Genomic DNA, 21,322 nt, shown 5'->3' with positions numbered 1-21,322 from the left:
GCAGCCTATATCCTATAAATATGGGCTGTCCCACCTTAGTTAAAAAAAGCCTCGTTAGTCTAATACAATGATAATTTTTGGCGTGGCAAAAAAGTTTTGCTTCGCCAGTGCTATCAATCTAGCACTATTTTGCGCAGTTAGCCTAACATTAGACGGTTGTTTGTTATCTACATTGGCTTTTAGTAATAATGGTTTGTCACCTACAATGGGGTGGTTCATCGCGTGCTCTATGCTGCGTGAAAACAACGAAAGCAGTTTGCCTGAAGCAATTAAGCTTTGTTTATCTTGTGTTGATGGATATATCAGCTTTCCGTCAGCCTGCTGCAGTTCGGGGGTCATTGAGGGTACAAAGCGATTGCCCCTTACGTCAATAATAATGCCTGTCGGTTGATCTTCGGTCTTGGCGTTGGCCAGTGCAGGACTAATAGTTAGTATACTGCTTTCTAGCTTACTAACGCGCTTATCTAACAACTCAAATTCTCTTATATTTTCCGTGACAACAGGGCTTTGCGCGGCATTCGCAGATGAAAACAAACCTAAAGATAACTCTCCTTGCCAAAAGTCATCCCATAATAGGCTTAGCGAGTTTGAGGAGGGAATCGTTTGGTCATAAACACTGGCACTTAACCTACCGCCAATAGACAAACGCATTATCACCTTGCAAGTGATATCATCTACCATGCTTCTTTCAATAATAGTCGCGCCTTTTACCGTACCTTCAACCGCCGATTTGACTGTATCGTATTGCGACGCCATTTTTGAAATACTGGTATCAACAGTCACGTTAACGCCTTTGGTAGCTTCAAGTAAGTTACGCTGTGCATCGGTTATCGCTGCTCTGCACGCAAGCAATTTGCCGACCTGTTCACGCTTATTTTCAGGCGCAACACCAAAACCTTCGGCACTCACAATACCTGAACTCCAATTAACCTTAGAGGAGACCGACAACCACTCATTGTATTCACCTAATGTTTGCGCACTGGCTACCGTGCTGGCGAATAAACAGAACAATATTCCACATGTTTTTTGTATATTCATTAGTATTTTACATTCCCTAAAATGGTGATGGCATCAGCTTCAGGTTGCCACTTATTATTGCGAGCATCAACTTGGTAGGTTGACGAATTTTGTATGTGAAACGGAAAATTATTTGTAAAAGTGGCGTTTTCTATCTTCAAACGCGCGTTATCAGCAACAACCACCGCGCTGGTATTACTGCCATTTATTAGGCAGTTTTCAACTTCAACATTTGCCATACCACTAATAGACAAGGCCGTATAATTACTGTTATTTATTTCGCAGTTTTGCACGCTTGGTTTACCTTTTATAACCTCGAGTCCAATACCTGCATTTTCGATGATAAAGCCATCTAACTCGATATGGCGAGTAGAATTAATTCGAATAAAGCTTTGGTCTTGTTGCTTGTTAGACATTGCCCTAAATACAACAGGTTCTAAACCATAAGTCTTGAGACTACCTTCGATTGCCAATATACCTGTTTGCGTAAATTCCAACACAACGCCCGGTTCAATAAAAAGAATGGCACCACTAGATACTAAAGTATTGCTATCAACTAAGTATGGGCTGTAAAGCTTAGTTAACCTCGAATCTTTATCAATAGTAAGTGGTAACTTCGAGCGACTGATAACGGCCGCTTGCTTGAGCACATTAGATGGCATAAAACGTTCGTTTATGCTCGTTTCATCACTTGAATTGTGTGCCTTATCTGTGGCAATCACCGCATATTGATATGTTTGAAATGGTCGATGTTCTTTACTAAAACTGACGTGGGGCTCATTCGTTTGTACCAATAGAACCCTCTCATTATTAATAATTTCATAAACTGAATACTTTAGTTCTTCTTCTATTTCTTGCCATTTAAGTGTGAGTTTGTCGGCAGCTAGATTTGCGTCAATACCTGTAACTGCAAGCGGGGCGGTGTTGTCGATATTTAGTAAGCCTAAATGACTAATTTTACGTGCCCGCTTGCCAGTCTGATCAAGCACAAAAGCGGTCAACAGCAACTTATCACCATTCCATTTTGAATTGATGGGTATATCGACAAAATAGGTACCTGGGTCACTTTGTTTAGCGTCAAATAGCTCCGTAATACCCTCAATAGAAACACTCACTGACATGTTTGCAGGCGCTTTCACACCTACTTTTAGAATATCTCCATACTTTAGCGTCTTATTCGCAGCGTCATGAATAACGCTTTCAATAACTAATTTATTGGCAGCAAATGCGCCCTTCGGTTGCACAATTGCATTGGCAACTTGGCGACCAATTTTATCAGATACCGCAAATAAATTTTCTTGGCCAACATGCATAGCAGTTACCGCTAAACTGTATAGCATGCTAAAGGGATCAGCCGAAAAACCGCCTTCTAAAGAACGCTCACTAAATACTTCAGACCAAAGTACGCGGCCGCTTTTACTTACTAAACTCATCTCTACTTCAAAGTAAATCTGTGCAGCAACACCCACATAGGTAACATCTGAGCTCAATACCTTGCCCAAAAGTATTGCATCGGTATCTAAAATGCTGGCAAGAGTGGCAGCATCAGAAGGGGTAAACTGCTTTTGTTGATCCAACATAGCGATACGTTGATCAACTTCTTGAGGACGCACAAAAATATAGTTCGTACTAGATAGGTGACTAAAAACTGATTGACGCAGCATGAGCATGATATCGTCACTCACCTCCTCTTTTGAACTAAACGGCATGAGTGCAAGGCGCTGAGGAAAGCTATCGTCGTCGTTTTCATCAAGTTTATAATCTTTAAAATCAAGCGTTGGCGAAGATTCGCTAACTAAGCTTTGTGCAAGATCAAGCTCAGTACTTATTGTTTTCTCTTCACCCATCGTTTTACTACTTTGAGAGTTTGCTATTGGCCCTTGCTCAGTATCATTGCTTGCCGGCGTTGAGCCACAGCCCTTTAAAAGTAAAAGAGTGAACAATATGACAGCATAGCTAAGTTTCGCTGAAGGTTGGATTTGGGCCATTTTATTACTCATCCAGATGTTTATATTTTTGACTATTTGAAATGACTTTGTCCAAATAGCGTTTCGTTTCAAGCGCAGGTAAATTTTCCTGCAAAAAAGCATAATACTCGTTTGCTTCCATCTTATTGATGAGTGGAATTGCACCTCGTATGCTTTTTTCACCACTAACTGTAAGCGCGAGATTGCCAACCCCCGTGTTGTAACTTGCGATCATGGAGTAGAGCTTGTTTTGTGTATCGTCAATCCCTCGTAAGTAGCGACTTTGTAATAAATCTATATAAGCGGTGCCCAGTTTCAGGTTATTCTCGATATCATATAAATAGTCTGGCGACAGAACTTTGCGCTCACCGTAGATATGTCGATAGGCATCAACACCAGCAGTTTGCGGAACCAGTTGCATCAAACCAAAGGCCGGAATATGCGACGTGGCCATAGGATTAAAACTTGATTCAGCTTCAATAATGGCTAATATCAATGACACATTCACATCAAAACGACTCGACATTTCATTAATCGTCTGCATCTGTTGATCTATCAAGGTTTTTTGATAGCCATTCACAAAAGGGATTTTTATCTTCCAACCTGACGAAGTTTCACTGAGCGCTAATCCAGCTTCAACTAAATCGGGAGCATCATTGGTCAGTATAGCTTGTGCTGAACTTTCGTCGTTTGTTGCCTGTTCTCCTATTTGATTAATAGCTGTGACAGTGTTTTTACTATCGCGCGACTTTAAGCGCGTAAGCAATTGCTCAACATCGAGTTTAGGCGTATCGGGACTTAATGAAGCCAATATATTGTAGTTATTCTTGCTCGATAATAGTGTCAATTGAGAGATTTTGCTGTCTGGTTTGGCGCTTTCATCTTGCGGCCTGACTCTAGCGACCTCTCGGTTTGCCTCTTTTTTTAGCTTGTCATTTTTACTTTCAGCGCTTTCTATCGACTGAGTTTCTTGATAAAGCAATGGCTCAATTTGTAGCACTTCCTTTTCAATAGCATGCTTAAATACATCGAGCGACTCTAGTGTATTAGCTTCATCCTTTGAGACACTGTCGACAAATTGAGCAAGTCTAGTTAAGCTTTCTTGTGGGTTATCAGATGCGCTGACTTCTAGCTCATAAAAGCCTTGCTCAAAATCATAAACTAGCCTTTCTTGGTAGTCATTACTATAAGCAACCCAAACGCTACCTGTTGGCACAACAACATCGGTCGGCCAATGTACTTCTATCTTTGCGCTTTGTTTCGTGTAGGCTAATTGGATTGCTTTGTGAACGGCATCGTAGCGCGCTTCTAATTGCGCGTCAGTTTGAAGAAATTGGTTTTCAAGGCTCGCTTCAATATCATCAAACTCTGCGTCGAGTTCATCTACGAAATCATCGTTTTGCTGGAAAGTAGCAATAGCTGAACTTTGCGTATAGTCAGTATCAACTGCAATTAACTTTCCAGAGGCGAGAAATAAGCTACAAAAGGTGAAGCTTAAACAAGCAAAGGCGCATTTACTCATAAGCTTAGCCTTTAAGATTTGTCGTTGTGCTTCAACAAAATATCGCTGAGTGTGATTTTGTCTTTACATTGAGAAGCGCTGTTATCTATACAAATCGCCATTTTCACTTCAGCTAAAATAGCGTCGCCTTCTTTACTCACACTCGTGTCAAGCTCAAAAGCACCTTGCAAAATACCTTTTGCGCGCGTCGCAACAATGTCACTACTGACCTCGAAGTCTTCCATAGTTGTGCCACTCGTCAAACGCAAGCCTTTGATTTGTTCTATCAAATTACGTTGAGCGTCAACTTTCGCCGCTCGTTTGGCCATCATCTGAGCTTGTTGTTCTAACGGGACTTTAGTTAAGTCAGCAGCACCAAAACCACTGGCGACGATCAAGCCGTCTTGTGCAAAACTTGTCGCGCTCCACAATATACAAAGTACTAAACTCAAGCGTTTCATTTTGTGTCCTTTTGCAATTCCTGAATAAGCATATTGACCAAATCAATACGCACTCCCTCTTCGATTGAACTCACCAGTTCATTTATAACATCTACTTTAAATGCACTGTCTAACAAGTATTTCTTTGACTTTAATAGCTGTTTTCTGCAAGCCATGGGTGCATATTCTATTGCGTCTTTAAAACTAGAATGGAGCATGATTATCCTGCCCTTATCAAACACACATTTTTCGTAGTTCGCTTTAATTTCTTGTAACTCATCGCTTTGTAAGGAATTAGAGCTTTTATTGTCTTGAGCCAACAGAGGCTGAGTTATCACCACTAAAAGCGATAAACAAAAAAGGGATAATTTCATCATTGTGCTACCTCCGCCAGAGTAATCTCTGCGCCTAAAGAAAGCGCGCTCTCTAGGTCGCTTGCGTCTATCGCTTTCACTTTATAGCAATACGACCTTCCATCACTAAGGTCGGTATCTGTGTAACTACTAGCTTCACTCGCCTTCACTTTTACCAGTGCTCTGACTCGCGCACAGCTACTGCCACGATGTACTTCGTATTGAACAATATCTTCTTTTGAATTTTGCGCCCAATTAACAACGACGCTCACATTAGGGCTGGACGAATCAAGCTCAGCACTAACTCCCATAGGAATACCGGGAAGTGCTTTGGTTTGTGCAACGACCACGTCGCTATGTGGCCCTTCAACATTATAGCTATTGAAACTCGCTATTTTATACTGGTATTGCGTACCATCGCTTAATTTTGAAAAAAAGCTACCTTCATCAGTAAACGTCGTTTGATTCGTGTTTAGTGTTTCTAACTTATCGAGTTTGCCATTGGCATCTACTTTATAGAGATGATATCCAGCCACGTCGGGATCATTTATCATGTCCCACGTCAGGACCACACTTTTGACACCACCACTTTGTGCACGTAAAGAAGGTGGCATAGGTAGCGCCTTGGTTTTTGCACTGACAATATTAGATTTCCCGAGTATTACGGGATTTAAGCCCTTGGTTTGAGCCGTTAGTTGATACTCATATACGGTTTCATCGAGCAAGCCATTTGCGTCGCTGTAGCTTTGAACGGAGCTTTCTACGGTTGTCACGGGCCTAAAGTCTGCATCTACGGTACGCCGTTCAAGCGTCATTTCAACATTTGGGTTGCTGGTGTCCCAAGTAAGTTGTACTTGTCGCAACATACCGTCTTTCGATACTTGCAAGTTAGTCTGGTTTGGATTGTTAATATTGTTTACTAGGTAGTCCGCTGAGCTCAAATTATCGCTGTCTGTTAAGCTAATTTTGTATTCTGGACTGATATATGGATATATCTCATTGTCGCTAAACGCTTTCACGTTTGCTTCTAATTTTACCAATTCAGAAAAGTCGCTCTCAAAAGGCCACTTTCGTTCAATAATAATATATTGTAAATCGCTTTCATCAAGCAAAGACCAAGTTAATTCAATATCATCAGGGTTTACGCTAACATCAACATCGGCAACAGTCTTTGGTGGTTGCTTACTTGCTGCAATAACGGTATTGCCTATATATCCTGTCGCATCAAATATATTCTTACTGGCAATGGCATATTCATATTCAAGCCCATCCGCTATACTCTCTCCGCTCTGTTGTGCAGGGGGAATCTTGTCAAACTTCATATCGGTGTAGCTACTTACGCTAGGGTCATCAATTACTGCAATAGATACTAGCTCACTGCTTTGTTGTGACAAAGATCGCCGAAACAGCACATATTTAGCAATGCTACTGTCTTCTACTGGGTCCCAAGTTAAGACTATTTTTCCAGCAAGCCCACTTTGGGCGCTTAAGTTTTTGGGTGCCTCTATCCCTTTTGTCGTAGTCATTATCGTGTTTGACTCAGCGAGTTTGACACCTGACAACCACGCTTCAATCTTAATAAAATACTGTTGCTCATCCACAAGCTCTTGTTCGTCAACGTAACGGTTATCGGCATATTCCGATAGCTCCACTAATAATTCTAATGAGCTTTCGCTGCTACCGCGGTAAACTTTAATGCTTGCTGGTACGCTGGCATTTACCCACGAAAACGCTATTTTCCGAAGGCCGTTATCTTGTTCAAGTTGCAAGACTAATGGCACCGTCACATCAACTTCAGTTACTGAGCTTGGCTTACTTTTTAGGCCGTCGTTATCTGAGATAGTCGCTCTGTAGCTTTGCTTTGCGCCAGCTAAGAGCTCTGTATCAATATAGGAAGTTTGCTCTGCAGGTATCTTCGCGATATTGACAAAGTTCTGGCCATCAAAACTTCGCTCAATATGGACATACTGAATATCTTCAATGCTTATATCTTTTGGCAGTTCCCATGACAACTCAATATCTCCTTCAACCAAACTTGCCTGCAATGCCTCAAGTGGGTTTGGAGGAGTCTTTGTGGTAACTAATACGGCCTTACTTACGGGGCCTGAACGGTCGAATTTATTAATTGCTGCAACTGAGTAATAGTATTGGGTGCCGTCGAGAAGAACTGATTCGTCAATATAAGATGTTGCCATTGGGTCTCTAACTTCACCAATTCGCTTCAAGGTAAGTTCTTCTTCCTCGCTATATGGGCCTCTAAATATAGAATAACCTACCACATCAGGATCTAGATTTAATTGCCAGCTGATCTGCGCCCTCTTAGATAAGCCAGATACACCTTTTACCTCTTTTGGTGGACTTAATACGGTTTTACTTGTCACAGATACTACTGGTGATATCTGTGTTTCACCATAATCATCAAAGACAGAAATAGCATATTCAAAAGTTTGATCTTCATCGCTAAAGTCAGTGTCGGTATAACTAACTTGGTCAATGCCCTTAATTTCTGTCAGTAATCGCCAGTCATCGCTTTGAGTGTTTCGTTTATAGATTCGATAACCAAATCCCGCACTCGCAGGCGCCCATCCAAATACGACTTCACGTTGCCTATCAGCAGACAGCACTTGTAATACAGGCGCACTGGCCGCTGTATAAGCAATGGCTTCTGAAATCTGCCCTTTTTCTGTTGCAGTAAATGCACGAACACCATAGTAGACTGGGCCTTTTGTTTTCATAGACTCGGGCTGCGACAAGGTTAGCTTCTCAAGACTATTTTGGGATGAACTATTTTTTTGCTTAGACGAGTTTGCTTGCTCAACGTTATATGCATCAATAACCTGCCAGCCTTCACCAGCGGCTCTACGTAGCAATTCATAGCCCAAAATGCCTTTGTTTCGATTTTCGGCACTGGGGAAAAATGACAAGCTAATACCATTTACGCGTTCAGTCACATTAACGACAGTAGGAGGCTCTAAGCTAGAACTGACTTGAGCCGCAACCACAACACTAACAAGTTGTTGACTACGAATTTCGTCGCCATCACCATTGATCATGCTTAGCTGATAGTAATATGTACCTGCTTTGTTACCAGGGTTATCTTTTGCTTCTTGTTCAACCTCACTTGAAACATAGCTAAATGGGCCATTTTCATTACTAGCACGGTAGATATTAAAACCCAAATACTCAGTTTCAGGATTTTTTAAGGTCCACAATATGGATACCAGTCCACCTCGGTAATCAGCGGCAATATTTTCAAGCCAATCAAGGTCTTCATTGGCACTGTTGCTTTGCAAATCCAATTGATGATTGTCTATTATCTCAATAATACTTTCACCCATATAATTGGCTTGCAAGGCAATTTGAGCTTGGTTATTAAAAGTAAATTTTAAGCTACCAATAGATTTGTTAGAGGCGGGGGAGACGACTTCAACATTTGCCACAATTTGTTGTCCATCGCGAGTGACTTCACCAATTACTATATAATTTAGGTTTAATATAGTCGCCGCTTTGACGGCTTCAGATGCGCTAAACTTTTGCTCTATATCGTTTCGAGATAGTGCTAACTCAAGCTCACGTTGGTTTATCAGCGTTAAACTCGGCGATTTGCGTAACTCGTTACGAATGCTATACGCCACATCATCTTCAAGGCCAACCACATCAATAGTGGTGGCCACAAATTGAAAAACACCGATGAACGATTGTTCTTGAGTTTGCGCATACGTAAGGGTTGGAATTAGCAACATAAGGGTGAAAATGACTCCCCTTAAATACTCTGCTAATTTGATAACCTTGCCCATATTTGCCAACCTGCTTAGTTTAAGAATGTGTGCTGTTCTAGTAGATTATCAATACGGCTTTTAGCCTCACGTGTAATAGGCGAAGACGACACTGATTTCAATTTTTCGTTAAAAATCGCATAAGTGTAATATTCAACTGCATTTTCAATTTCAGAACGTTTTTCACTGTCTTGGCCTTGATTAAAGTAGAAAGTTTCGAGTTGTTGTAATGGGCGTAAAACATCACTAGCCATCGATTCAACAACTTCCTCTGTTAATTGTTGCAATATTTCGGTATCAGTCGGGATATTCATTGGATCAAACTGCACGCCCGCTTCAGCAACCCCGGCATTGGCAGTATCTTCTACTTGTAGTTTGCGCTCAATCGTATCTACGCGCGTGTTTTCACCGGTCAGCACGTCAACGATTCTGAATGACAACTGAATAAACCCAACTTTTTTAGTCTGGGTAACTTCATATTCTGTTTGACCAAACTCAGGTGTTAATACTTTTGCCATTGGCGCTGTCTTTAATGCGGATTTTGACGGATTTGGGTTAGCCGCCTGCCAATTCAAATAATCGATATTGTCAGAAATCTTCTCACCTGTTTGATAGCGAATTGTTTTTGTACTTTGCGAACTATTCTCATCAACCTTGTACAATAAGACCGACCCCATTATCGCGTAATCAATACCATAAACTCGGCCCATTTCTTTCGCTGTGCTTTCAGAAACCACGCCAATTTGTCCTAACTTCATTTCTTCTAGTATCGATTTGAGGTTTTCACGCTCTAATATAGTTATATCGTTACTTGCGTTGTTAAATAATCGAGAAATAAGATTGTTAGCCACGATTACACCAGCGTCATCACTTTCGCTAGGGCTATTGAAATCAAATACCGCGATAGAACGTTTTGCTCTATTTCCAATCGCATCTTCAGCTTGCCTAATGCGATTAAACAAATCAGGATAACTAGGGTTCACTTCTTGAATACCCATTAATAAAGTCCATGCCATGGCATATTGACCTTTTTCAGCATATAGTGCCGCGGTGTAATCGGCCTTTTGACTATAGGCATTGGCGTATTCTTCTAGTAACGCAGGGGCACTGACAGCGTTGCCTTTAAGCGTTAAAAGTAATTTCTTCGCTTGTATCAAGCGACCTTCTTGAATTGCACTTAAAAAGCCTTTTTCACTTGCTACATTAAGTTCACTTGTGGCTTGAGATTTTAATAGTAAACACTCGCTATTATTCCTATCTAGCTCTAGCGCCTTCGCACAATAAGTAAGTGCGCCCGCCCAATTTTGATTGCTAATCTCTTGCTGTGCTTTGGTGAAAAAGTAAGAAGGTGTATTGTTTTGACTCGCTTTAACAAGTAAACCCTTGGCAATATTATTATTTGGGTTTATTTTCAAAATCTCGTTAAGTCGCTTGGTCGCTGTTTGGAAGTCGTCAGCCTTTATTGCGTCACTGGCATGTTTTAAATACGTTTTATTGACTTCTTGACGAATCGACTTAAGCCTTAAGGCCACATCTTCATAATTAGCAAACTTTTCATCTATCGCCTGAAAAGCGGCATAGCTTTTTACAAGGTCCCCGGCATCATACGCCGATTTGGCACTCGCATATTGACGGGCTAAATCAGCGTATAAGTTTTCTTTTGCCTCTTGTACTTTTGATACAAGGGGCTCTGTAAGGTCTGTTGAGGTTGCATTGTTTTTAAGATTGGCAACGAGTGCTTCAGCTTCAGCTAGGTCAGCATTCGTAAACTCACTATTTAATATGCGATTTATCTTTGCAAGAGAGTCTGACTCATACTTTTGTTTTAATGTGCTTAAGGCATTTTTGTATTCAGCATTTTTAGGATTTTTTTGCACCGCTTGTACTAGAAAAGCAATTGCCTCTTCATATTTGTTTGCCGCCGCTAACTGATTTGCAGTGTCGAATTCTTGCTTGCCTTTAGAGGTAGAGTTACAAGCAGTTAGGGTTGTGGCAACGATAGCCGCAATAAGTAGTTTTTTCATTATATATTTCCTATTTCATCGACAAGGTAAGCGTTGCTTGCTCAAAACCTACAACGGTAAAAGTGATATCTGGTCTTTTCGAAAGTTGGCTAAGTTGCTCATATAATTGTTCAGGCCAGCCCAGATAAGTAGCGCTAAACATATAGTCATCCTGTTGCTTAGTTTCAGTACGCATCCCATCTAACCCAACAACCGCATTTTGTAATTCGTTTTCCAATACGCTAATTTGTTTTGTATCGGCACCCTGGATATGGATCATGATAGGCATTTCAAGCTTGCTCAACCAAGCGAACTTAGTTTGCATGTTTACCTTGAGAACTATCCGCTTACTTAATTTCTCAGCCATTTTAGTAAAACTCGCGCTGGCACCTCCGGCTAGTTTGTCAGCAAAAGATACAGAAGTAATTTGTGATAATGTCGCAGCGTTTAGCAAGGAACCAGAAACAGTCATTTCATTGGTACTAATATTCATGCCTTGAAATTCGCTTTTTGTAGCACTAGCATTTATGTTTAGCACCAGCGCAAAACTAGCCCCTAAAGGTGATTTTTCATCTAAAACGACAAAACCTTCATTACTCAAGTTTTGTGATAAATTTGCGAGCACCGCAGACCTAGCCTGCAAATTTATATTGTCTTGTTGAGCTAGTTCTACTTTTATTTTAATACGAGGTTTTTTACTCCACTTATTTTGTTGAATAAGTTTTACAGCTTCTTTTGCTATGGCATTGGAGTCGGTATAGGCTCTTATTTTGACTTGATAAGTAGCATTATCTAATTTGGATTCTTCTAAAATATCGAAGCGATCTAAGCGTCCTTTAGTTGTGGCGTATATTTTTTCACTTGCCAACATGAAGTTTTTTGTTTCAGTGCGTGCACTAATGTAACTTCCTAGCAGTTGTTCAACTGCCAGTCTTTTAGCGTCTTCAATTGCCGCTTGTCGTGCTTTACTTACATCATTTTGCGTGATCAGGCCTAAACCGGTGGCGTCAACCTGCCCCGCTTGCGCTAAGTTGTGAGCCAACAATAAACAAACCAGTAATAAAATCTTAGGTAGATTCACTTTGAATTCCTTTTCGCTTATAAGGACAATATCATCTATAAATGCCCAATAAACATATTGGGAAGGTGGCGCAATATTGCGACACCTCGAAAGTATAGATCAATTCAAAGAAGAATTTCGACTGTTTTACTAGTTTTTTATAATGCCCCTAGTATTAAACTAAATACGCATTATTCTAACGCTTTTAAGCACGCCTTTATTGAAAGAAAACGAACAGTTCAATAAATACTTTGCTTTAAGCTATTGATTTTTAAGTGACTTAATAAAATCGTCAGATTGTGAAATAGCCACGTTCATTTCCTCAATCAACACATTTACGTCACGCTTGATCGTGGTGAACTCTCCTTGCAACGCACCAATTGCATCGGCATTAAGGTTATGTTTTAGATATAAAACATTGTCGTACAGGGCCGTTAATATTGGTGTCATGCTGTCTTGAGCCTTGCGCATAGACGCTAACAAAGAATCATATTTACGTTCAGTGTCTTTTAGTTTTCGCTGACTTTCACGTTTTAGCTTTGCATTAGAGATAATCTCAATTTCTGCCTGCCATTCTCTAAATAACGAATCAGCCACGCTTTGCACTTTATCAACACGATTGGTAACATCGTTAGCAGCATCACGACTAGCTTCATATTTGTCGTTTAAATTGTTATAAACGTCCTCGAGTTCGCCACCATCAAAATTGATCAAGGCACTAAATTCCTCAAGGGCGCTAGTAAACTCTTGTTGCGCTTCTTGCTGTGTTTCTTGCGCAGCCTCGACTCGGTCAACAAGTATCTCGCGTTTTTCAACACCTACTTTTTCCCACATGTTAAAGTAGGTGTCTTGAATCGCAGAAGCGCAACCTCCCAGTGCAATAATAGCGGTTACTGGTAATAAAATTTTACGAAGCATGTTTTTCTCCAAATTAATGCTTATTAAAAAGAACAACGTTGTGCAATCTTAACAATAATAACGTATAAGTTTGGTAGAAAGATAATAGACATCGTGGTAATACACAAGGAAATAGCAATGTTGGACGGTATTAAGTCAGTAAAATCTTGTAAGTTCCCGACTTCAGATGGACACACATTACATGTAGAGGAATCAGGAAATCTTGAGGGGCTTCCAACACTTTTTTTACATGGTGGTCCAGGGGCAGGCATTGGCCAAAACTACCAAGCCCTATTTGAAGGTTTCGATTTACGTTTGATTGCCTTTGACCAGCGAGGATGCGGACGTAGCCAACCTTTTGCTGATATCGAGAATAACGATACCAATAAGATCATCGACGATATTGAAGCCTTACGTGCACATTTCAATATCGATAAATGGCTAGTTTTTGGTGGTTCTTGGGGTTCAACCTTAGGTCTTGCTTATGCTATCGCGTATCCAGAACGAGTCTCGGGCTTAATTCTGCGGGGGATTTTTTTAGCACGCCCAGACGACGCCAAATGGTTCGTATCTGGCTCTCAAGGTGCAAGCCAAGTATTTCCAAATGAATATGCGGACTTTATCGAAGGGTACACAGAAGGGTTTAGCGAAGCAAACCGAACTGTCAACCAGCAGCAGGATCTTTGCCAGTGGTACTTCAGTCAGCTTACTCACCAAGATGAACAAATAAGAAACCAAGCTGCAAGTCGCTGGTTTAACTGGGAAGGTAATATTTCGAAACTGAAAAAAATGACAGAATCGGCTGACGACTACGCTTCCAATCAGCAAATATATTCATTAGCTTTATTAGAGTGTTATTATTTATTAAATAACTGCTTTATGCCCAACAATCACATACTAAACAATGCGCATAAAATCACCAATATCCCCATGCAAATTGTTCATGGTAGATACGATATGGTTTGTAAATGCGAGTCCGCAATAGCTTTACATCAAGCACTTCCGCAGTCCATCCTTACTATTGTAGAAAACGCAGGACATAGCGTGACCGAGAAAGGAATACGGGAAGCGCTGCAAAATGCCCTTGGCCAAATGCAAAGCTTGTTGATGCAAAAGTAATATGATTGGATTAATACAGCGTGTTAAATATGCCAAAGTAAGCGTTGCTGGTGAAACCATTGGCCAAATACATGCCGGCATTCTTTTATTGCTGGGTGTTGAAAAAGGCGACGGCGCTGACAACGTCAAAAAACTCGCCAAGAAAGTGGCCATGCTTCGCATATTCCCTGACGCAGACGATAAGATGAACCTAAGCCTGAGTGATACCCATGGCGAATTGTTAGTTGTGTCTCAATTTACTTTGGTTGCCGACACATCAAAGGGCAATAGACCGGGCTTTTCTAATAGTGCAGAGCCCGCTCTGGGGAAAGCATTGTTCGACGAGTTTGTTGCGCATTATAATCAAACCTATAGAACATGCCAAAGCGGTCGTTTTGGTGCTAATATGCAAGTTGAACTATTAAATGACGGACCTGCTACCTTTACTTTGAAAGTCTAGAGTTCGTTTGTTTATGTTATCACTACTGATAGTTAAAGGAAGGCGTTGTGTTTACAGTTAGTGCCCCCCTCACTCAAGAAGAGCTTGATCGCTATTTTCATTTTAGGTGGCAATGGCTGAGAGAACCATGGGGATATCCCGAAGGTTCTGAAAAAGATGAATACGAAATTGTAAGCGAACATAGAGTCGTAAAAACCGCCAGCGGTAAAATTGTTGCTTGTGGTCGCGTTCATCTAAATACCAGTGAAGAATCACAAATTAGGCACATAGCGGTCGATAAAGAATACCGGCGCAAAGGCGTGGGCCAAATTATCCTAGAAGCTTTAGAACAGGTGTCGCGTGATTTAGGTGCAGAGCGTGCAGTAACCAATTCTAGACAATCATCCATAGAGTTTTTTACCAACCAAGGCTTTAGTGTTATTGATGATGCGCCTACTGAGCTGGGCAAACTAAAGCGCAAACAAATGGTAAAAAATCTAATAGATAAAAACGTGCTCGTATTGCATCCCCAATGGTGTGACGAACTCCAACGCACATGGCACGAAGAAATTCCTATAAGCGAACATATGGGAATAAAGCTATACCAATACACTGAACGCACAATAGAAACCCGTGCCTCACTCAATAAGAATATAAACCTTCACGGTACTATGTTTGCAGGAAGTATATACTCTCTGGCGACCTTAACTGGTTGGGGTATGCTGTTTTTGCAAATGAAGCAAAAAGGCTTAAATGGTGAGATTGTGCTAGGTGATGCTGACATTCACTATCATAAGCCAATCACGATGAAACCTAGAGGTATTTGTAACATAGAGTCCCTGAGGACGAAATTTGAATTACTCGAAAAAGGTAAAAAATGCCCGGCTTCACTACGTGTAGAAATTTATGACGGCGACCAAGCCGTGGCTGAGTTTACAGGGCAGTACTGGATACTGCCGCCTGTTTAAAAGCAACTAGGTTTTAGGTTTTTTTCGTCGAAAAGCCTGAAACCAAAACAAACATTCAAATAACACGCCAAGTACGACTAAGCCTAAAATACCTTCACCAAAACCAAAGGTATAGCACAACAGGGCTAAAACCAACAAAGCTGTAAGAACGCTCAATCTTGTCAATTTACTCATCGTTTAATCCTTTTGTTTATCCATAGCTTGTCGCTAATTATAAGAACAAGCTTTGTTTCATCCATTCGAAAAACTCCTCGCGTGCGCCTGCAATTTCATCAATTCATGAGGGACTTATGGCGACGTCGTACATACACACTCAACACATACAATAAAAAGAGGAAAGACATTGCGCCGCCTCCGCCACTTTCTTCTGGTGGCACAGGGAGAAGCACAGGGTCGGGAGCAGAATTTGCGTCATTAGGATTGGTACCCGCCTCAAATTCTTGTAAGTTGCTATAGGTATCATTATCGTTATCTAGTTGTGCATCACTTGCATCTAGTGGGTTCATATTGTTTGCTGTTTCATAGGCATCAGGGATACTGTCGTTGTCATCGTCGCTATCAGCGTTATTACCAATGCCGTCACTGTCTGTATCAATAGTTTCGCTTGAATCAAGGGGTAAATCATCGTCAATATTATTGACTAAATCACCATCGCTATCGTGCTCCCCATTGGTTCTAAATTCGTCTTGGGCAAGGCCCGCAAAAACTAAACTAACGGGTTGTTTAAGACCCCCAGCGCCAGTCTCTACAAACACATTTAAAAAAGCGCCTGTCTGACCATCATATTTAAGAATTTGATCACTATCTTCGCTACATACATAAACATCGCCTTGCGGTCCGGTCGTAATACAGCCTGGTTTGCCTAGGCCACCGCTACCGGCCGTTATAAAAGTACCTAAAAAAGCACCTGTATTACTAAAACGACTTACATCTTTGCTTCCAGCATTGCTTACGTAAATATCTCCGTTACTGGCTAAGGTCATATGTTCTGGCTTGTTTAAGCCTTGCGTACTAAATACCTGCGGCGCAACATTTAGATTGTTCGCAGTTAATAAAAGCAATCTATTGCTGCTTCTTTCAGCCACAACAAGTCTATTGTTAGATAACAGCAGCATGTCACGCCAAACCGCTTCATCACTTGCAACATTGCCGCTTAAGTTTCCTGTACTCATCAACCTAAATGGCTCTATATTGCTAGTACCAAGTCCGTTATTAATTAATAAATTAGTATCCGTTTGGAACAATAGATGTGCCGGAAAATTAGTGTTTAATCGGCTTCTATTAATTACCTCTCGCACTGAATTGGTATTTCTATCAAAAGCAAGCACATCGCTAAAACTAATGAAGTAAAGTTGCTGTGATACTGATAGAACCGCATCTGAACGAAATGAGAAGCCACCAATAGGCACTTCTAACAAGCTAGCAATAAAGTCACCCGATTCGCTATTAAAACGCAAAATATTGTCGCTACCTGCACTAACGACCCAAGCTTCACTTTCTGCCAAGGTAGTAGGAATGTAGTAATCTGGCACACCGTCGTTGTCATCGTCAAGGTCGTTGCGGTCGCCGATAAAATCGTCATCGCTGTTTTGGAACTCTTGTTGATTATTGTCTAGTGCATCTTCATTTGCCCCTACGCCGTCACCATCGGCATCGATTGTATTGCCGGCGTCAAGCGGTAGGTCATCGTTTATATCAATGACACCATCATTATCATCATCAGCATCGCTATTGTTACCCAAACCATCTTGATCTGTGTCTAGTTGTTCACTTGCATCATTTGGAAAAGCATCTGCGTTGTCACCAACGCCATCTCCATCAGAATCGAGGCTTTCCGTTGAATCGAAAGGAAAAGCATCGTTTTGATCAATTACGGTGTCACCGTCGATGTCTGTCACACTTTGAAAAAACGACTCAATTGGCGTTTCAATGACACCAGCACGGAGCGCTGCATTGATGGGCGCGAAAAAGTTAATAGTATCGGCGTTGTCCGCAGTCGCTGCATCACCGCAAGGCAAAGTACCACAGGTAATATTTGGGTTTGAAAATACCGGTAGACCGTAGTCTCTATTTACATCGCCAGTGCCAATAGAACTCATTAGTGTATTAAATTTACCTTCAACTATTAAGGCACCTGCCGCTTCGCGTGCGCCAACACTGGCGCCAGCGCTGCGTTGATGCCCTGCACCAAAGTTATGGCCAACCTCATGTGTGAAGGTATCTATGCAATTAGACCCACCGCTGATACCAACATTGCTCACATTAACGAGAAAATCGACGGCAGGATCAGGAAACATAGCAATTCCACAAACTTCACGCTCATTAAGATCATGTGTGCGGATCATCGAAACCAGATCAGCTCCAAAGGTCTGCTGTAGCTGCGCTATTTGAGACAAGGAAGGCACTGTTTGTGTACTTGAATTATTATCAAGGGCGGCGCGTAGTTCATTTAACGCCACAATACTTGAAGGGTCGGGGTAATCGACAAACTCGGTATGCACTAAACGTAAACGCAAATCAATCTGACTGTCGACAAAAGATTGATTCGCTTTAAAGACTAAGTGCTCCAGCAAAGCGTCGGTCATGTCGCCGGGGAAAGTATCTACAATATTTTGCGTGTACAACAGCATGACGTCTACTATGGATACATTAGAGCTCGCTTGAGCACTAAGCGCAGGCGCACGAAAGGCAGATTGACTAACAGCTTTACCTATAGTGTCATTTTCATAAACACCTGGCGTTAAGCCAGACAACCCTACATCAAAAACATACACTTGGTTTTGGTGTTGCTCAATAATTAAATGCTGGCCGTTGCCTATTAGCTCTCCAAAGCCCCCACTTTCACCTTGCGTAAATATAAGCGAATAGTCCTTACCGTTTGTTTTAAAAGAAGAAGCAAACGACTGGGAACCCGTTTTATTTTGCGCAATATTTTTAATCCGAAGGTTAATATTTGCTTGCTTTAAAGACAGTGCAAAGCGGTATTCACCATCTTCTTGAGCTGACAACAGTCGTTTATTTGGTGCAACGCTGCGTTGTAGCGCTTGTAGCTTCACTTGTTGCAAATGAGCGGGGAGAACGTCACTCATACCAGACGCGAACACGCTAGAATATGAAAAAAGCGTAATCAAAACAAAGAGGATGATAAGTGTTGTGCGACCGAGCATAAAAATTCCTTTATTGAGGCCTAAACCTTAGCTATTTCACCAATACAGAATAAGCATGAGCTGAGACGAATGCAAGATTTGCAATACAACTACCGCTCTTCGCTTTGGCTTGTATTGCGCGATTTGTAATTTAATATATACGATATCTATGAAGACTGTGTATTAATCGCGCACAAAAAAAGGGCCTTATATCAGGCCCTTTCGTTATCTATTGTCCAACCGGCTATGCGTACATCGCCGCCTGAAGCTTTTTCATTGCGTTCTTTTCAATTTGTCGAACGCGTTCTGCTGAGACTTGGTATTCGTCAGCTAAGTCTTGCAAGGTTAATTTATCATCTGCAAGCCAACGTGTTTCAATTATGTGCTGGCTACGTGAATCTAGCGTTCTAATAGCCGAATAAAGACGCTTTGAGGCTGCCTCATCAATATCAGCATTGATAACAGATGCTTCAACATCAGTGCTTTTGTCTTCTAAATATTGCGCTGGACTAAACGCGGTAGACTCATCGTCGTCATTACCTAAGTCAAATGCAGTATCTTGGCTCGCCATGCGCGATTCCATCTGCAATACTTCTTTAGGGCTTACATTTAGCTCTTCAGCTACTTTTTGCACTTCGGCATGTGTGAACCAACCCAAGCGCTTTTTCGCTTTACGCAAATTAAAGAACAGTTTACGTTGCGCTTTGGTTGTAGCAACCTTAACAATACGCCAGTTCTTTAACACAAACTCATGAATTTCAGCTTTTATCCAATGTACCGCGAAAGAAACAAGACGCACGCCTACATTTGGATCAAAACGCTTGACCGCTTTCATTAAACCAATGTTACCTTCTTGAATTAAATCAGCTTGTGGCAAGCCATACCCAGAGTATGATTTAGCAATATGCACAACAAAGCGTAAATGCGACATAACTAATTTTCGGGCTGCTTCTAAATCTTCGTTTTCAAACAAACGAATTGCCAATGATTTTTCTTCTTCTGCCGATAACATCTTTATGCTAGACACAGCCTGTACGTAGCTCTCAATACTACCGCCGTTTGAGACCGTTAAGGCTAGAGAAGATTGAATGTCTTGGTTCATTGTTACCTCATTTCTTTGCATCGATACCAAAAGGTTGCATCGACTATGTGTTAATTATATGACCACATATTAGACCTTAAGTTCGATATAAAAATTTCATATTTTACTTATTCGGTTAAATATAAGGTTTAAGTTCAAAAACTCAAGGGCTATATCGACATTATTGTACTCTTTTTAAATAAAAAGTGCGCAAATAGTTGATTAAACAAAATTAATGGTCACTGACCGGCACCCAATAATTATAATAATCCGGTGCCGCGCTGACAAGACTCGGACGTAAAGCGCTTATTGTGTTGTAAGTGTTAATTTTAAAAAGGTATCTAATGTTTGCATACGTAGCCCGCCAAGCGATATACGACAAAAATAAAAAAGTCTTCGCTTACGAACTATTGTTTAGAAATGGTGTTAAAAATTGTTTCCCAGATATACCGCCCGATGAAGCAACCAGTAGCATGCTTGCGGGTAGTCATTTGTCAGTGGGTGTTGAGACAATTACAGACAACAAACCAGCATTTATCAACTTTCATCAAGACACATTGTTGTATCGTTTTCCGTCAACCTTAGATCCCCTAAATGTTGTTATTGAAATTGTTGAAACAGTTGAAGTGACTCCAGAACTTATTGCTGCTTGTGAACATATCTCAAACCTCGGATATAAAATAGCCCTCGATGATTATGACTTCAACCAGCAATGGGAGTCGATAATGCCTTATGTTCAATATATTAAGCTAGAAGTCGAGCGCATAGACCTAAATAACCCCGCTGTAGAAAAAAAGATTAAAGAATTCTGTTTACAAGGCAAGACGCTTATCGCCGAAAAAATAGAAACACATGATGAATTCGAACATTTAAAGAAAGCGGGATTTCATTATTTCCAAGGTTATTTTTTATCTCGCCCTGAAATGGTAAAACACAAAAATATTGAGGTATCGATTAGCTCAGTCGTAGAATTAGTCGGAATTAGTGTTTCTCCTGAATTCAACGTAAAGAAAATAAAAGCGATTTTTGAAAAAGATGTTGGTTTGGCCTTTAAGCTAATGCGATTTATTAACAACCCTCTTTTCAATAAAAGACAACGCATCGATTCATTAGAGCATGCACTTAAGTACCTAGGTCAAATCGAGCTGAAAAAGTTTATTGCCCTTCTGGCCATAGCGAACCTCAAAAGCAACAAACCACTTGATCTTATATCAATTAGTTTATGCCGCGCGCACTTTTGCAAAATGTTAGCAAAAGCAACAAAAATGAAGGAAGACCCTCCCTATAGCTTTATCTTAGGTTTGTTCTCATTGCTTGATGCCCTGCTCGACAAACCCATGGATGAAGTGATGTCCAGCCTCCCTTTTTCGGATGTCATTAAAAAGGTACTTTGTAGTGAAGATACAAACGGCTTGTTAGCAAAGCAATTTCAACTTTGCGTTGCTTTTGAAACCGCGAATTGGCCACTCATAGACTTGATATCGAAAGACTTGAATATTGAGTTGGGCGACATGTTCACGATGTATTATGAGTCAGTGCAATGGGCAAACCAAATGAAATCAACGTTTAACTGAGG

Annotated in this window: 16 protein-coding genes; 4 read left to right on the top strand and 12 right to left on the bottom strand. The window is 41.0% G+C overall.

From position 1 onward, the window contains the following. Positions 1 to 54: 54 nt before the first annotated feature. The 9 genes from AC0L6H_RS08935 to AC0L6H_RS08895 form a co-directional block, all read right to left on the bottom strand. Complete coding sequence (locus tag AC0L6H_RS08935; RefSeq protein WP_473393869.1) at positions 55 to 1,038, bottom strand: hypothetical protein; 984 nt, start codon at positions 1,036 to 1,038, stop codon at positions 55 to 57. After that, positions 1,038 to 3,005: a right-handed parallel beta-helix repeat-containing protein gene (locus AC0L6H_RS08930; RefSeq protein WP_473393868.1), complete on the bottom strand. Its 1,968-nt coding sequence runs from the start codon at positions 3,003 to 3,005 to the stop codon at positions 1,038 to 1,040. The genes AC0L6H_RS08935 and AC0L6H_RS08930 overlap by 1 nt, the downstream gene beginning before the upstream one ends. Positions 3,006 to 3,009: 4 nt before the next feature. Next, entirely contained in the window at positions 3,010 to 4,506 is a 1,497-nt protein-coding gene (locus AC0L6H_RS08925) for a transglycosylase SLT domain-containing protein (RefSeq protein ID WP_473393867.1), read from the bottom strand. Between the two features lie 11 nt (positions 4,507 to 4,517). Further along, complete coding sequence (locus tag AC0L6H_RS08920; protein WP_473393865.1) at positions 4,518 to 4,946, bottom strand: hypothetical protein; 429 nt, start codon at positions 4,944 to 4,946, stop codon at positions 4,518 to 4,520. Further along, positions 4,943 to 5,302, bottom strand: a complete 360-nt coding sequence (locus tag AC0L6H_RS08915) for a hypothetical protein (protein ID WP_473393864.1) — start codon at positions 5,300 to 5,302, stop codon at positions 4,943 to 4,945. Before AC0L6H_RS08915 ends, AC0L6H_RS08920 begins: the two co-directional genes overlap by 4 nt. Then, positions 5,299 to 9,075 (bottom strand): hypothetical protein, encoded by a 3,777-nt coding sequence (locus AC0L6H_RS08910; RefSeq protein ID WP_473393863.1) that lies wholly within the window; start codon positions 9,073 to 9,075, stop codon positions 5,299 to 5,301. Before AC0L6H_RS08910 ends, AC0L6H_RS08915 begins: the two co-directional genes overlap by 4 nt. Positions 9,076 to 9,089: 14 nt before the next feature. Further along, the gene (locus AC0L6H_RS08905; RefSeq protein ID WP_473393861.1) at positions 9,090 to 11,078 is read right to left on the bottom strand and encodes a CsgG/HfaB family protein; all 1,989 of its coding nucleotides are present in this window, start codon (positions 11,076 to 11,078) and stop codon (positions 9,090 to 9,092) included. Positions 11,079 to 11,088: 10 nt separating this feature from the next. Then, positions 11,089 to 12,138, bottom strand: coding sequence for a hypothetical protein (locus AC0L6H_RS08900; RefSeq protein WP_473393860.1), 1,050 nt, complete (start codon positions 12,136 to 12,138; stop codon positions 11,089 to 11,091). 240 nt (positions 12,139 to 12,378) lie between these two features. Next, positions 12,379 to 13,035 (bottom strand): DUF2959 domain-containing protein, encoded by a 657-nt coding sequence (locus AC0L6H_RS08895; RefSeq protein WP_473393859.1) that lies wholly within the window; start codon positions 13,033 to 13,035, stop codon positions 12,379 to 12,381. A gap of 117 nt (positions 13,036 to 13,152) precedes the next feature. On the opposite strand from AC0L6H_RS08895, the gene pip reads away from it, so the two are divergent. From pip to AC0L6H_RS08880, 3 genes are read left to right on the top strand one after another with little or no spacing between them, the layout of a single operon-like run. After that, entirely contained in the window at positions 13,153 to 14,133 is a 981-nt protein-coding gene (gene pip, locus AC0L6H_RS08890) for a prolyl aminopeptidase (protein WP_473393857.1), read from the top strand. 1 nt (position 14,134) lies between these two features. Continuing rightward, the gene (gene dtd / locus AC0L6H_RS08885) at positions 14,135 to 14,572 is read left to right on the top strand and encodes a D-aminoacyl-tRNA deacylase (protein ID WP_473393856.1); all 438 of its coding nucleotides are present in this window, start codon (positions 14,135 to 14,137) and stop codon (positions 14,570 to 14,572) included. Between the two features lie 47 nt (positions 14,573 to 14,619). Beyond that, positions 14,620 to 15,519, top strand: a complete 900-nt coding sequence (locus AC0L6H_RS08880; RefSeq protein WP_473393855.1) for a bifunctional GNAT family N-acetyltransferase/hotdog fold thioesterase — start codon at positions 14,620 to 14,622, stop codon at positions 15,517 to 15,519. Between the two features lie 6 nt (positions 15,520 to 15,525). Here the strand turns inward: AC0L6H_RS08880 and AC0L6H_RS08875 are convergent, their stop codons facing one another. The 3 genes from AC0L6H_RS08875 to rpoH form a co-directional block, all read right to left on the bottom strand. Beyond that, positions 15,526 to 15,693, bottom strand: coding sequence for a hypothetical protein (locus tag AC0L6H_RS08875; protein ID WP_473393853.1), 168 nt, complete (start codon positions 15,691 to 15,693; stop codon positions 15,526 to 15,528). 98 nt (positions 15,694 to 15,791) lie between these two features. Beyond that, complete coding sequence (locus AC0L6H_RS08870; protein WP_473393852.1) at positions 15,792 to 18,686, bottom strand: zinc-dependent metalloprotease family protein; 2,895 nt, start codon at positions 18,684 to 18,686, stop codon at positions 15,792 to 15,794. A 223-nt stretch (positions 18,687 to 18,909) separates the two neighbouring features. After that, positions 18,910 to 19,767: an RNA polymerase sigma factor RpoH gene (gene rpoH, locus AC0L6H_RS08865; RefSeq protein WP_473393851.1), complete on the bottom strand. Its 858-nt coding sequence runs from the start codon at positions 19,765 to 19,767 to the stop codon at positions 18,910 to 18,912. A 323-nt stretch (positions 19,768 to 20,090) separates the two neighbouring features. Here rpoH and AC0L6H_RS08860 point away from each other — a divergent pair, with 323 nt between their 5' ends. After that, positions 20,091 to 21,320 (top strand): EAL and HDOD domain-containing protein, encoded by a 1,230-nt coding sequence (locus AC0L6H_RS08860; protein ID WP_473393849.1) that lies wholly within the window; start codon positions 20,091 to 20,093, stop codon positions 21,318 to 21,320. Positions 21,321 to 21,322: the final 2 nt, after the last annotated feature.

It is taken from the genome of Glaciecola sp. G7-5 (genome assembly GCF_055808975.1).
This window is presented reverse-complemented; position numbering and strand designations above follow the sequence as displayed.